Here is a 12,609-nt window from a genome sequence, read left to right on the forward strand (position 1 = left end):
AGCATTGCGAAATAGTAAAGGGGGAGAAACTAGATGGCTGGAAAAGCAGATAAATGGATAATCGTAAAAAATTTAGGGGAATCGATTGGGTTTTATCAAGAAGTTCTTGGTTTTAAGGTTAACCTTTTAAATAAAGAAAATGGAGTGGCCATGGCTCTTTCTCCATCACAACAGTCGGTGTTAATAACCGAAAAGAAAACGGAAGAAGAGTTAAAGGATTATCTTGCTCCTGTATTCGATAAGCCGGAACCAGGGAAATGTTTATATTTCGGGGGATCCGATTTAAAGAGTTACAGGGAAAAAGTAAGCGATGCAACTAAGAATAAAACGTCTTATGTGAATAAAGAATGGGGCGATGAAAATTTTACGGTGGAGGATCCTGATGGCTATATTTTATCCTTTTGGGGAGGCAGGGAATTGAGCACGGAAGAGGTTCTCGATTTCTATGAAGAAGCACCTGAAAGGCTAAAAAGAGCTATTGAAGGTTTGACCGAAGAGGAGTTAGACCTTGCAAGAGCACCGGGAAAATGGACGATCAGGCAAATTGTTCTTCATATCGTCGATTCTGATGCGACTTCCCTTGCAGGGGTAAAATTTGCACTTGCAGAACCGGGTAGGACGTTAAACACCAATTCGTATGATCCGGATGTTTGGGCTGTAGGCCTGGATTATGCCAGCAGGCCGATTGAGGCAGAAGTGAAACTGTTCGATGGGATCCGTTCGCATATCAGTGGATTATTGAGGCACTTTCCTGACGCACTGGAACGCTCTGTTAAAATTCCGGAGGGAACAGAAGTGAAGGTTATCCACCGCATTCGGCCGCTTATGGGCCATGCCCTCCATCATATCGATCAAATTTTGGAAACAAGAAAGGTTCATGGCATTTCTTCGAAAGAGCCAGTTCAACAATAACCAAAAGGACAAGCGAAAGCCTGTCCTTTTCTAACGTATAGTAAAGCATAGCTTTTTTAGCAAAGGAGAATGCTCACATATACAGGATTAGGGTTAGGAAACATCAAATTCAACAGACTGCCGATAATCCTTTTCACCGTTTGCAGTTAGCCATACTTCAAGTGTGTACGTTCCTGGTTTTAAATCCGAAAGTTCAATTTCGAATTCCATCGATTCAGCCTGTGCAAGTTCAACCTGCTTTACGGCCTGAGTGAACATCTTACCTTCAGAGTATTGCTTTAAGGCATCCCCATTCTTATCTTTTAAAACATAATCATATTGCTGAGAAGACGGGAAAGTAATTTGCTGCACTTGTTCCGTTTGGTTCTTAATTTGATACTGGAACACAAAAGAGCTTTTTTCAGAACTCATTAAATCCAGGGAAGGTTCTAACGATCCTGCCGCTATTCCGCCGTTATGCTGTTCATTATTCTCATTTGGTGGATTGGTATTTTCTCCAGTAGCTTTCTGCTTTTCTCCGCAAGAAGTTAAAAGGAGAAGAAAAAGTAATAAAGTAACGCCTGTTTTCCATTTCATTTGTATCACCTCTAGCCAATAAGACGCTGCAAGCCGGGGAAAGGTGTCATCAATTTGCAATGTAAAATATGGAAAAAATTAAGAAGTATTGCAAAAACTTTTTAATGATAACACTAAAGGCTTCCAATAATACTTATTACAGTACACCCCTCTAACAGATGGCCAATTTTTTTCAATCGGAAGTTGGGACCTTTTCAATTGTATTATAAATGTTGATTGCCGTGAAATATGTTTAAGATAAACTCACTTTCAGGAATTTGCAGCTTATTGTAGGATTCTAAAAAATTTTGATTATTATAAGGCACTTCTTTCATGGAAACGTTGATCGCTTCTGAATCGATCTTCACTATACTATACCTTGCATAAGGTTTATCAAAACAGCCGAGTGAACCCGGATTTAAATAGATGGCACTGCTCGTTTCGAAAAAATGGACAGGATGATGGTGTCCAAATGCAACAAAATCCACTTGCTCGTCCATATACAGGTAATCCAGCTTCTCTTCGCGCGGAGTTTTTTCGATTGGTGAAAATTGGCCCTCTTTGTTTTGATGATAATGATGGAATAAAAGGTTATGGCCGTTTATGTTAGTCCGAATTTCACGGGGCAAGCCATTTAGCATCGGAATATACTTAGGATCAAGCCTGTCTGCTATCCATTTATGATGTTTCCCTTCGCCTCCGCTGGCAGTACGGGTTTCTCCATTAAGGATTTTGAGAACCTCATCCTCATGATTGCCTGTGACCATCGAAACATCGTCTCTAGCAAAAAGGGTTTCCAGAACCTTATTAGTGTCAGGGCCGATTGCGATCATATCGCCAAGGCAATAGATATGCTCTGCTGTACTCATCTTGTCGATTTCATCTAATACAGCTTTTAAAGCCGGGAAGTTACCGTGAACGTCGGTTAGTACTGCGATCGTAGTTTGCACGTTTTCATACTCCATTCCAATCATAGTTTTTTCTATCTTGATTCTAAAGGAAAAAGGATAATAGATAAAGATATCGAAAAAGTAATAAAGGCAGAAAGAGGAGAATGAAGATTGGCAAAAGAGTTAGACAAAATAAGTAAAGTCGTTAAGAACAGAGAGGCCAAAATTTTAGGAAGCGAAAAGTTTTTTAAATCTGCTGTTTTTCTTCCTTTGATCGAAAAAAACGGCGAAGTTCATGTTTTGTTTGAGGTACGCGCCAAACATATGCGAAGGCAGCCGGGAGAAATTTGTTTTCCAGGTGGAAAGGTAGACCTGGCCGATAAGGATGAACAAAGCGCAGCAATCAGGGAAACGTGTGAGGAGCTGGGGGTCACGAAAGACCAGATTAAGCCGCTCGCATCGCTAGATTATGTTGTCACCTCCTTTCGGTCAATGATCTATCCATTTGTCGGTGTCATTGAAGCTGATGCACAGCTTTCGCTCAATCAAGCGGAAGTGCATGAGGTTTTCACAGTACCGCTTCAATTTTTTATAGAAAAGCCGCCAGATTGCCATACAATTGAATTACACATTAAACCTGAAGAAACTTTTCCTTTTCATCTTATTCCTAACGGAGAAGACTATAAATGGTCTAGAGGATCTTTTGATGAGTACTTTTACCACTATGAGAATTATGTCATCTGGGGTCTCACAGCAAGGATTCTCCATCATTTTGTAGAAGTGATCACCTGAAAAAGCCGTCCAACTCAACCAGTTGGACGGCTTTTTCGCGCTTTTAGTGCTGTTAACCCATTGTTACAATCAAAATAGTTTAGTAAGATAACAACAGTTAGTCGAATAGTGTCGATTTTTTCTGTCGAAAAAATCGGTGAATTTGGGTTAAACAGGCTATAAATTTATGCTTCTGTTCGAAACCTGTAAACGATGGTCTATGATTAGGGGGAAGACCATGTGTTACATATTTCGATTATTCCTGAGAGTTAGTGGGGGTAAAATCTATAGAAAAAGTTTTTAGGGGGAAAGAGTAAATGTTAGTAATTATCTTTTTGTTGCTTCTCGGTTCGATCGGTTTCTTTGTTTATTCCTTTTTTTCAAAGGATTACGCCAAAGAACTACAAAGACAGGTTGACGATGTGTATATATCGTTAATGAAGGAAGTTAAAAATATTAAGAAGAGAACGGATGCGATTGACGGAGGCGGAAAGAATGTCTAAGCAAGAAGCAAGGGGCCTTGCAACAGGAATGTTCATTGCAGCATTGCTTTTAACATTTTATTATTTTTTGCTTGCTCCATTAACAAAGGCAGAAGGCAGCGATGGGGAAAAAGAGGTAAATGAAAAGCAGATAGCTGAACAGTATCTTGAGAAAAATCAATTAGTTGCGGTCGATAAGAAGGAATACGAAACATCTAGCAAGTTTGCAAGTGAGCAAAAAGACGAGAATAAAGGAATACAGGAAGCTGCAGCTAATAAAGATAAAGAAGAAGCTGATAAAAAAGAAGCGGAAAAGAAAGCGGAAGAAGAAGTAAAGCCGCTCAATTTTTCCATTGAGTCTGGAATGGCCAGCAGTGAAGTAGCCGAAGCGCTTCAGCAGGCAAAGATTATTCAAAATGCGGAAGAATTTATAAATGTTCTTGAGAATAAAGGTTTGGAAAATGCAGTTCAGCTGGGAACTTTCGAGCTTCAAACAGGTATGTCAAATGTAGAAGTCATTGAAGTGATCACCCGTTAACATGAGAACACCCGGAGGATATCCGGGTGTTTTTCTTTGGAATTATCTGTTTATTCGATAAAATGGAGAAAGGTGCAGAAAAAGGATTTAGAAAAAGAGGTGCGATCATGAAAGAAGCAACAACTAGTAAACCTATTGGTACTCCTTTTTTTTACGGATGGTTGATAGTAGCGATAGCCGCATTAGGAGTTTTCTTTTCTGGTCCTGGGCAAACATACTCTGTTTCCGTTTTTATAGATTACTATATTAAAGACTTTGAATGGAGCAGGTCTCTTGTATCAGGAATTTATTCTAGTGCAACACTTCTGGCAGGTCTGTTACTGTCTGTTATAGGAAGAATGGTAGACAAGCACGGACAGCGTAAAATGGCCGTGTTAGTAGGAACGATGCTTGCCGTCGCGTGTTTTTGGAACAGTTTTATTATCGGGCCAATTATGATGTTCATTGGGTTCTTTTTGATCCGTCTGTTTGGCCAGGGGTCGATGACACTGGTTCCGAATACCCTGGTTCCACAATGGTTCATTGCAAAGAGGGGGCGTGCCTTGAGCTTTATGGCTATCGGTGGATTCTTAAGCTCTGCTGCATTTCCACCTCTTAATGCCTGGATGATCACCAGTTTCGGATGGCAAACAACATGGAGGATCTGGGGAACAATATTGCTTATTGTGTTCGTTCCGCTAGCATATTTTTTCGTCAGAAATAGGCCGGAGGATATCGGATTACTGCCTGATGATGCTTCGAATCCGAAGAAGGTAAAGGAAGAGAAAGAAGAGCTTCAGAGCATTGATGAAGACGTAAGCTGGACATTAAAAGAAGCAATGAGAACGAGGGCGTTCTGGCTGATTCTATTCTGTGTAAGCATTCCGGCGCTTGTAAATACTGGCTTGACGTTTCATCTGGTTTCTATTCTCGGGGGCAATGGACTATCGACGACGACTGCTGCTACAGTTCTTAGTATAATGGCTGTTGTAGGCTTTCCTGTTACGATGGTTTCCGGTTTTATTTTAGAGAGAGTAAAGGTTCATATTGTCCTTGCGGTATCGTTTCTCGGGCAGATAACTTTCATTCTGATGCTGAACCATGTAAACACGTTTATATTAGCGGTTTTATTCGGGATTATCTGGGGAATGATCGGCGGTATTGAACGTATTACCTTAAATATCATCTGGCCTGATTACTTTGGCAGGGAGCATCTTGGCAGCATAAAAGGAGTTGCTATGACAACGATGGTAATCGGTTCGGCATTTGGCCCTCTTCCGTTTGGAATAGCCTATGATATTTTTGGCGGATATACCGAGATCCTCTACTTAACGTTATTGTTTCCGATACTGGGTATTTTTGCGGCGTTATTTGCACCGCCTCCCGAGAGGAATAGCCAATAATAAAGAGGTTGACTTTTCCTGTGGTATCAGGGTAGAGTCAACCTTTTTTAAAATAGTCTTTTTTCAGCAGGGAGTAGAGGTATGCGTCCTCATATCTCCCGTTTACATGATGGTAATCTCTCAGTATTCCTTCTCTTTTAAACTTAAGTTTATTTAAAACAGCTAAGGCTGGCCGATTTGTTGTTCTTACTACCGCGCTGACTCTGTTCAAGCGCATGCTTTGAAAACCAAATGGAAGAATAACACTAAGTGCTTCTCTGGAAAACCCTTTTCCCCAGCGGGCGGGAATCATATTTCCCCCCAATTCTGCATGGTGGTTATTTTGGTCCCACAACTGAAAACCAATCGTTCCGATAAGTGCACGACTTCTCTTTTCTTCAGCAGCCCACCTGATTGAACTATCTCCGGAAGAATTCCCCTGGTTTAAAAGATTCTTCAGGTAATATTCAGCCTCATACCTGTTTTTGATCAAAGGCGTTCCATCATATTGCATAACACTCCTGTTCGATAACAATCGATACAGCTCTTCAAGGTCAGAGGAACGAAAATTCCTAAACAATAAATGATCGGTTTCTAACTCTGGAAGAACTTTTCTCTGTCTCACCCTTATCTCACCTCAAAGCATGTAAATATGTAAAGACAAAGGCAAATTAGCCTTTGTCTAGAGGAGATTAATAAACATAAGCGGCACCAACGATAATCAGTAGGATAAACAATACAACGATTAACGCGAATCCACGACCATATCCATAGTAGCTCATGAAAAAAACCTCCTTGAAGCAAGTTTTGTAAGGTTCTCTTACACTATTATCCTATGAAGGTTTACAAAAAACGGTTGGGCGAAAAAGCAGGGCTACTGCGGAAATTATGGTAAACGAATAAAGAGATCAAACCATTTGTAAACCTATTTTTTTTCGTACATTTGCTATAAGCTGTTGTGCTGAATCCTTTGCCTTTATTTTCCCGTCCAGCAATATACCTTCTGCATCATGATCAGTTATTCCCCTTAGTCGTTCCTGGAACGGTTCAATGATCGAAAGAATAGAACTCGTTAAAGAAGCCTTGCAATCCACACAACCAATTTCAGCCTGAAGGCATTGTTTCTTAATTGCGTTCAAACGGTCTCCATCCGTAAAATAACTATGAAGGTGAAAGACGTTACAACCGTTTTTAGTAGGATTACCGGGATCATTCTTATAAACGCGCTTTGGATCGGAATAGGCTTTTTTTGTTTTTTTATTAATCTCTGTAGGAGAGTCATCCATTGAGACAAATGAATCCTGGGAATCCGATTTGCTCATTTTACCCTGGCCCGAAAGTGACGGAATTCGAACTGCATTTTCCTTGATAGGCTGGGGGAGTGGAAAGGTTTCTCCATATAGTAGGTTGAATTTCCTGACAATTGTTCTTGCGATTTCAAGATGGACAAGCTGGTCATCTCCAACAGGGACATAATCTCCGTTATGAATCAAGATGTCTGCTGTCATCAAAACCGGATAACCGACCAGTCCGTAGTTTACATTGTCAGGATGCTTTTTTGCCTTTTCTTTAAAAGTGGGGCATCTTAGCAGATCACCAAGAGGCATGACCATACTTAAATAAGTATGAAGCTCGGAAATTTCTGGAGCTATGCTTGATTGGGCATAAAAAACGGAACGTTCCGGGTCAAGTCCTGCAGCGAGATAATGCCTTGCAATTTGTAATACATTTTTCTTAAGGTTTTCTGGGTTTGGATGAGTTGTCAGGGAATGAAGGTCTGCTATAAAAAAATGGGCATGGTAATCTTCCTGCAGGTTGATCAGCCCTTTCATTCCGCCATAATAGTTTCCGATGTGCAGGTTTCCTGTCGGCCTGATTCCTGAGACGATTTTTTTTCTATTCATTGAAATCCCTCCATGAGTGTTTTGGATTTATAGTTCTGGTTAATGTTTGGATATACCACCAGCCATCTGTCATTGTCATCACATCCTTTCAATATTAGGCAGTTTATTGGGCTCAGGCGAGTCGGTTGCAACTAAAGCTTCTTACATGAAGAGCATGACGAAACTTCAGCCACATCCGAGGCCGCCCTTTAAAGCACAGCTGAGCAAAAAATAAAAAAAGGGTCCCCGTCCAGTAAAGGACGGAAGACCCGTGGTGCCACCTTCATTAGCTTGAATTAATTCAAGCCCGCTCGAAGTATCGGTTGCGCTGCAACGAATACTGGTCTCTTTTAACGATGAGACAATTCGCCAAAGCCTACTAGTTTCCCGTTCGGTTTGGAGCTCGGAAGCCCATTCAACAAAATGTCCGCACTGATTTTCACCAACCATCAGCTCTCTGAAGCTTTCATTTTGTTTACTCTTCTTCCTCTATGCTTCTTTTCCTTATATTGTATATAGTTTATTCCAGCCTTTTTCAAAAATCAACATTTTATTGAAAATCATCAGGGCTTTTTTCCTCTTGTTCATCAAATGGTTCTGGTGTTTCCTCTGTATCAGGGTTGTTCGGATCAATATCGTCAGGGCTTTTTTCTTCATCCATGTCGGTAAGAGGGGATGTGTTCCTTTCATCATCACGCTTTTTTTTATCCATTGAAAATCACCTCCATGATTTATACAGTTTAATTCCTTTATAGCCATGAACTAAAACATGAAAAAGAAGATGACTCATAAAGGCCTGCTCCCTCCGTTTGCACACAATCTAGCTATACATAGTACAAGTTGTTTCTAGATAGGTGTTGGAGGGGCCGACACATTCATTTTGAGTCATCCCCGACATTAACCTTATTCGGTTATGCCAACTTGATTCAGTCCATCTTCTGTGGCTACAGCTTCTGCGCTTCCTTCACCGTAAATATCAACTGCTGATTGAATCAGTGCTTTTCTAGCATCGCTGAAATTAGAATCAGCTGTTAAATAGACAGTGAGTGCACGATAATAAATCTGTCCCAGTTTATGCTTTCCGATTTGTTCGCCAGTCAGATAAGCGGCATGGTTAATAATGGAGGAATTAATATGGACACCGCCATTATCTAACCCAACTGGAAGGTCATAAAATTCACTCATATTGGAAGGATACATTCCATCACCGTTTCCATATGGGGCATAGGCTGAACCAACAGGATATTTACTCGGATCGCTCAAACTTCGCAGGGATGTTCTTCCTGATGCAACAGCATCAGGCGCCATGACATCTTCTCCGACTTCCCAGTCATCCGCATCGACAAGAGCTCCGAAAATATCTGAGAAGGCCTCATTCAGCGCACCGGATTGGAAACGGTATTTTAGCCCTGCAGAGTGGGTTGTCACACCATGGGTCATCTCGTGGGCAGCTACATCGAGCCCTGCAGAAAGCGGGATAAAGAAGCTTCCGTCACCATCACCATATGTCATTTGATAACCGTTCCAGAAAGCATTGTTATAGTTATCGCCATAGTGGACACTCGACTTAATCGCCATGCCTTCGCCGTCGATCGAATTGCGGCCATGTTCATTTTTGTAATACTTGTACACTTCTTCTGAATTGTAGTGAGCATCTACCGCAGGACGGTCGTATTGAGTGTTCCAGGAGTTATCATTATCAGAGAAAAGCTCCCCTGGAAGCTGGACACTGCTTGAGCGCCACTGGTTTTTAAAGTCATAGGTGTATATTCCTTCAATATCCTCATGTGTTTTGTCATATAAGTAGAACTCAGTACCTTCTCTATCTTTTTTATCGTTTTTAAGAGTGGTATGTAATTTGCGTTGAGTGCCAAGAATACCAGTTCCTGTTCCTTCTGTTGCTTTATAGCCATCAGCATGCATCAATGCATTATATTGATCAATAACGGCACCCGTTTTCGCATCGACGAACACGAACCAGTTACCTGGTTTTTCTCCGAGGAAATTTACATTCACTTTATAAGCCAGATAGTTTTGTCCATCATATGGATAAATGACAAGTTCAGTTGCTGGTTCATAATCAAGCTGATCTGGAGCGTTAACTGACTTTTTAGCTTTGCTGAGCGCCACTGAACCAGAAAGTTCTGGAGTTGTAGAAACTGCTGTATCTTCAACAGATTGATTATAGTAACCGTTAACAGACTTTACAGCATTATTCTCATCGAAATGAACAATTACCTCTGAACCTTCTACTGGTATACCGTCTTTTGTTTGCTGAAATCGGACATGCGTCATACCAAGCTTATCTTCAATTTGCTTTGTTGATTTCAAACTTGCTGTTGGATTTTTTATTTTAACCTTTTCTTTATTGTTTTCAAGATACTTAAGTGCCTCCTGAGGAGTGCTTGCTTTTTGCATAGCAGACTGTTTTTCAACAACAAAGAGCGGTTTATTCCCTTTTTCGATTCCGTATTTTTGGGCGATCGCCTCTGTAGTAGTTTGTTTTTGAACAGCCTGGCCTTGAATCGGGGAAAGAGTTCCTGCAAGGAGTGCAGAGGATAAAGCGATCACTGGAATAATTCGTTTTTTCTTCAAGAAAATACCTCCTCAATATTTGTAATACCAAGTATAGGGGATATTTTCGAAAAATGTCAGATTCTATTCGGACTATTTTATATTTTCAGAACATAATTATTTCGTCCCGCGAAATAAAAAGGTATAGATAAATAGGCTCTGTATTTAGGAGAATATAAATAGGAGGTATTACCCATGTGAGCGAATGGAAAAGCCTGCATTTCTGCAAGCTTTTAGCTAAGAAAGTTCTTTAATTTTAACTAAAACAGGCTGTCCGGTTGAGGGATTGTGAATTACTTTAACCTCGAGTTCTTTTGTTGTTTCTCCTTTGCTTAATTTCACGTTAAACGTGTGCTGTACATTTCCTTCTTCCGTTTTACTCTTTTCCTTAAAAAGAAAATCTGTCTCTTTCCAGTCTGGATATTTTTCTTTTACAGCCTGGAGAGCGATTTTACCCCATTTAGCGTATTCTGGTTCTTGTTCTTTTTTATCTTCTGCTGCGTTTGCTGCAAGGGGAACGAGCAGTATAAAGGATAAAACAATAAGTAAAGCCATTCGGAAAAATCGATTCAATTTTCACTCCTCCTTTTGGAATAGTTTGTTATTTCCCTCCAAAATTTATGAGTGATTGAACTGGCAATTTTATCCGAACCGGACGGTTATGTATCGAGTGGCATAATCGTCCATTTGCTGGAAATATTCATCCAAAGAAACCTTCTGTTCAACAAATTCCTCATTAAACACTCTTATTTCGGTACCGGACTCTGCTTCACGATTAGCATAAGAGAAACGGTACAGGTATTTAAATCCAGGACGGGTAGCCGGAGCCATCAAGTAAGGCATGCGAGTTGCTCCGGGTTTCATCCTCTGTTTTAACGATTCGATGATCCCTTCTGGAGTCTTGATTCCTATCCCATGTCCAAAATAAGTTCCGTCGCCCATATCCACTCCATTTTCACCTTGCCACTGCGGTGTCATGGGGTTAACATCGGGGTTTTTAAAATAACGAATATCACCCGGAAGATAGTCCTCAGGAATCCGGTGGACAATAGCAAGATCCTTGTCGTATTTCCATCCCCAGAGAAACATGTTCGCAAATAGGCGATTAAAATTCTGCTCAGGCAAGACCTGTAAAGTTGCTCTATATAAAATCATGATCATTGCTGTCGCACATTCAAAAGCATACATTTCTCCGTTAACAAAAATATCATTAATAGCAACGGAAGCAGGTACGCCCGGCTTGAGGCGGAAGCCCCCGTTTTCAGTTAAGTCCCAATAAGCAGGATTACACCGGGAAGTGTAAAAATCTGCAAATTGTGCTCGGCTCTGGAAAAGAGCTTTGGCACTATCGATGATTGCCAGTCTCATTCTAACCTCGAATTCGAGTTCAGATTCAGAACTAAAGTAATAAACAGCCCGGCTGTTCGCCATGATCGCAATAATTTTATTGGCAATCGGCCCGCCTGGCAGGCCGTTGCTTAAAGATTCAGGTGAAACGGGCCTTCCTGCGATATTAATCATGTGTTTCCTCCTTCGCAAGGGCTAGTTGCTCGTGGAAAGGAGTCTGTATCCACTGTTGCCATCGGGTGAGATCGTGTTTTCTTAGACGGAAGGAATAAGTTGAAAGCATGATTTGCTCTTTATTCGATATTTTATAATAAGCGTTTAAAAGCTGTTCTTCGGTGTCTGTTAATAAACCGAGGATTCCCCCAGTGTTAAGGTTAGCCGGCCTGCCAAGATATTTAGCATCAAGTGCCACTTCATATGGGACAGGATGTTTGGCCGTATCCAGACTTTCCCCGTTATAAAACAAGTACGGCAGGTTTGCTTCATACCATCGCAAAAATAAGGTGTGATTTGCTTCTGAATTATTGTCTTCGTTGATTTCAGGGATGAACCGAAGAAGCTGTGTGCAAAAATCTACGTCTTCTGAATCAGCCGATCGAAAATACTCAGCGATATAAACCATTGCAGAAGGCTCCCTTGCTTCGAAAAGGGACCAGGTCAAGTAATGGTAGGAATGATTATTCTTATTGCGAACAAACATGAGGTCCACGACATCCTCGAGGATTGTCTGCTCTCGATAAATCGTAGTTAACAGGCTTGCACATCTGTCGATTACGAGCCGATAGTCCATCGATAGGTTTTCATTTTTTCCTGTCAACAACATCCAGCTCAATATGCTGTGGAGATGCTGTGGTTCATCACAAATTGCATACATAGTTTCAGGTTCAGGTGTACGCCTTTCAGACAGGATGTCATTAACAATGGACAGGGCGGTTTTGTTTCTTTCGTTAAGGTATCGGATCAACGAACGAGAAGAAAGTTCATCCCGTAAAAGATACAGGGTGGCGAACTCAATGCTGGAATGATTCAATAATTGAACTGATTGCTTTTCGTTTCTTTCCACTGCTTTTACGAATGCTTTTTTGAGTTTCTCGTTTCCGTACTTCGTTCTAATTTCTTCGAAAGATTGGATAGATGAGGAAGGGCCCATTTCTTTTCCTCCTTTCAAAACAATCATGATATTACATTCGTATTCATTATGAATAAGGTTCATACTGAACTTCTCTTAAACCTGGACGCTGGAAGGAGGATAAATTAAAAAAATTAAAAATTTTGCAACCTTTAGGAAAAATTTCC

Annotated in this window: 14 protein-coding genes, 1 pseudogene and 1 other annotated feature; of the genes and pseudogenes, 5 read left to right on the forward strand and 10 right to left on the reverse strand. The window is 40.8% G+C overall.

Translation table 11 applies throughout. The annotated features are described in order from the left end of the window. Nucleotides 1-33 precede the first annotated feature (33 nt). The gene (locus tag FCL54_RS06420) at nucleotides 34-912 is read left to right on the forward strand and encodes a VOC family protein (protein ID WP_138124409.1); all 879 of its coding nucleotides are present in this window, start codon (nucleotides 34-36) and stop codon (nucleotides 910-912) included. A 93-nt stretch (nucleotides 913-1,005) separates the two neighbouring features. On the opposite strand, the gene FCL54_RS06425 is transcribed toward FCL54_RS06420, so the two are convergent. Together FCL54_RS06425 and FCL54_RS06430 are read right to left on the reverse strand one after the other, a co-directional pair. After that, nucleotides 1,006-1,488 carry a BsuPI-related putative proteinase inhibitor gene (locus FCL54_RS06425; protein ID WP_138124412.1) on the reverse strand — a complete coding sequence of 161 codons (483 nt, stop codon included), beginning with the start codon at nucleotides 1,486-1,488 and terminating at the stop codon, nucleotides 1,006-1,008. Nucleotides 1,489-1,691: 203 nt separating this feature from the next. Next, nucleotides 1,692-2,417: a metallophosphoesterase family protein gene (locus FCL54_RS06430; RefSeq protein WP_246055155.1), complete on the reverse strand. Its 726-nt coding sequence runs from the start codon at nucleotides 2,415-2,417 to the stop codon at nucleotides 1,692-1,694. 111 nt (nucleotides 2,418-2,528) lie between these two features. Between FCL54_RS06430 and FCL54_RS06435 the strand changes: the two genes are divergently transcribed. The 4 genes from FCL54_RS06435 to FCL54_RS06450 all read left to right on the forward strand — a co-directional run bounded on the left by FCL54_RS06435 (nucleotide 2,529) and on the right by FCL54_RS06450 (nucleotide 5,530). Continuing rightward, nucleotides 2,529-3,149 (forward strand): NUDIX hydrolase, encoded by a 621-nt coding sequence (locus FCL54_RS06435; RefSeq protein ID WP_138124418.1) that lies wholly within the window; start codon nucleotides 2,529-2,531, stop codon nucleotides 3,147-3,149. 296 nt (nucleotides 3,150-3,445) lie between these two features. Then, nucleotides 3,446-3,631: a hypothetical protein gene (locus FCL54_RS06440; RefSeq protein WP_138124421.1), complete on the forward strand. Its 186-nt coding sequence runs from the start codon at nucleotides 3,446-3,448 to the stop codon at nucleotides 3,629-3,631. Then, a complete protein-coding gene (locus FCL54_RS06445; protein WP_138124424.1) occupies nucleotides 3,624-4,148 on the forward strand; it encodes an MltG/YceG/YrrL family protein in 525 nt (174 codons plus the stop codon). The genes FCL54_RS06440 and FCL54_RS06445 overlap by 8 nt, the downstream gene beginning before the upstream one ends. A 107-nt stretch (nucleotides 4,149-4,255) precedes the next feature. Beyond that, on the forward strand, nucleotides 4,256-5,530 hold the full coding sequence (locus FCL54_RS06450; protein ID WP_138124885.1) for an MFS transporter: 1,275 nt from the start codon (nucleotides 4,256-4,258) through the stop codon (nucleotides 5,528-5,530). 37 nt (nucleotides 5,531-5,567) lie between these two features. Here FCL54_RS06450 and FCL54_RS06455 read toward each other — a convergent pair whose 3' ends face one another. The 8 genes and pseudogenes from FCL54_RS06455 to FCL54_RS06485 form a co-directional block, all read right to left on the reverse strand. Then, complete coding sequence (locus FCL54_RS06455) at nucleotides 5,568-6,134, reverse strand: GNAT family N-acetyltransferase (protein WP_171016712.1); 567 nt, start codon at nucleotides 6,132-6,134, stop codon at nucleotides 5,568-5,570. Nucleotides 6,135-6,201: 67 nt separating this feature from the next. Next, nucleotides 6,202-6,282 (reverse strand): annotated as a pseudogene (locus FCL54_RS06460) (YjcZ family sporulation protein); the annotation flags it as partial. A 135-nt stretch (nucleotides 6,283-6,417) separates the two neighbouring features. Continuing rightward, nucleotides 6,418-7,413: a tryptophan--tRNA ligase gene (gene trpS / locus FCL54_RS06465; RefSeq protein WP_138124433.1), complete on the reverse strand. Its 996-nt coding sequence runs from the start codon at nucleotides 7,411-7,413 to the stop codon at nucleotides 6,418-6,420. 232 nt (nucleotides 7,414-7,645) lie between these two features. After that, nucleotides 7,646-7,893 (reverse strand) — a binding site (T-box leader). A 49-nt stretch (nucleotides 7,894-7,942) separates the two neighbouring features. Then, entirely contained in the window at nucleotides 7,943-8,104 is a 162-nt protein-coding gene (locus FCL54_RS23845; protein WP_171016713.1) for a hypothetical protein, read from the reverse strand. Between the two features lie 191 nt (nucleotides 8,105-8,295). Next, entirely contained in the window at nucleotides 8,296-9,987 is a 1,692-nt protein-coding gene (locus tag FCL54_RS06470; protein WP_138124436.1) for a M4 family metallopeptidase, read from the reverse strand. A 216-nt stretch (nucleotides 9,988-10,203) separates the two neighbouring features. Further along, entirely contained in the window at nucleotides 10,204-10,539 is a 336-nt protein-coding gene (locus tag FCL54_RS06475) for a DUF3889 domain-containing protein (RefSeq protein WP_138124439.1), read from the reverse strand. A 69-nt stretch (nucleotides 10,540-10,608) separates the two neighbouring features. Next, nucleotides 10,609-11,487, reverse strand: coding sequence for a protein-glutamine gamma-glutamyltransferase (locus FCL54_RS06480; RefSeq protein WP_138124442.1), 879 nt, complete (start codon nucleotides 11,485-11,487; stop codon nucleotides 10,609-10,611). After that, a complete protein-coding gene (locus tag FCL54_RS06485) occupies nucleotides 11,480-12,526 on the reverse strand; it encodes a hypothetical protein (RefSeq protein WP_138124445.1) in 1,047 nt (348 codons plus the stop codon). The genes FCL54_RS06480 and FCL54_RS06485 overlap by 8 nt, the downstream gene beginning before the upstream one ends. Nucleotides 12,527-12,609 lie beyond the last annotated feature (83 nt).

This window comes from Exobacillus caeni, assembly GCF_005747095.1.
GTDB lineage: Bacteria > Bacillota > Bacilli > Bacillales > Guptibacillaceae > Exobacillus > Exobacillus caeni.

Coding starts and splice junctions, on each gene's coding strand:
- FCL54_RS06425 (WP_138124412.1), bottom strand. CDS start 1,488: ATGAAATGGAAAACAGGCGTTACTTTATTACTTTTTCTTCTCCTTTTA.
- FCL54_RS06445 (WP_138124424.1), top strand. CDS start 3,624: ATGTCTAAGCAAGAAGCAAGGGGCCTTGCAACAGGAATGTTCATTGCA.
- FCL54_RS06480 (WP_138124442.1), bottom strand. CDS start 11,487: ATGATTAATATCGCAGGAAGGCCCGTTTCACCTGAATCTTTAAGCAAC.
- FCL54_RS06485 (WP_138124445.1), bottom strand. CDS start 12,526: ATGAACCTTATTCATAATGAATACGAATGTAATATCATGATTGTTTTG.
- FCL54_RS23845 (WP_171016713.1), bottom strand. CDS start 8,104: ATGGATAAAAAAAAGCGTGATGATGAAAGGAACACATCCCCTCTTACC.
- FCL54_RS06450 (WP_138124885.1), top strand. CDS start 4,256: ATGAAAGAAGCAACAACTAGTAAACCTATTGGTACTCCTTTTTTTTAC.
- trpS (WP_138124433.1), bottom strand. CDS start 7,413: ATGAATAGAAAAAAAATCGTCTCAGGAATCAGGCCGACAGGAAACCTG.
- FCL54_RS06440 (WP_138124421.1), top strand. CDS start 3,446: ATGTTAGTAATTATCTTTTTGTTGCTTCTCGGTTCGATCGGTTTCTTT.
- FCL54_RS06420 (WP_138124409.1), top strand. CDS start 34: ATGGCTGGAAAAGCAGATAAATGGATAATCGTAAAAAATTTAGGGGAA.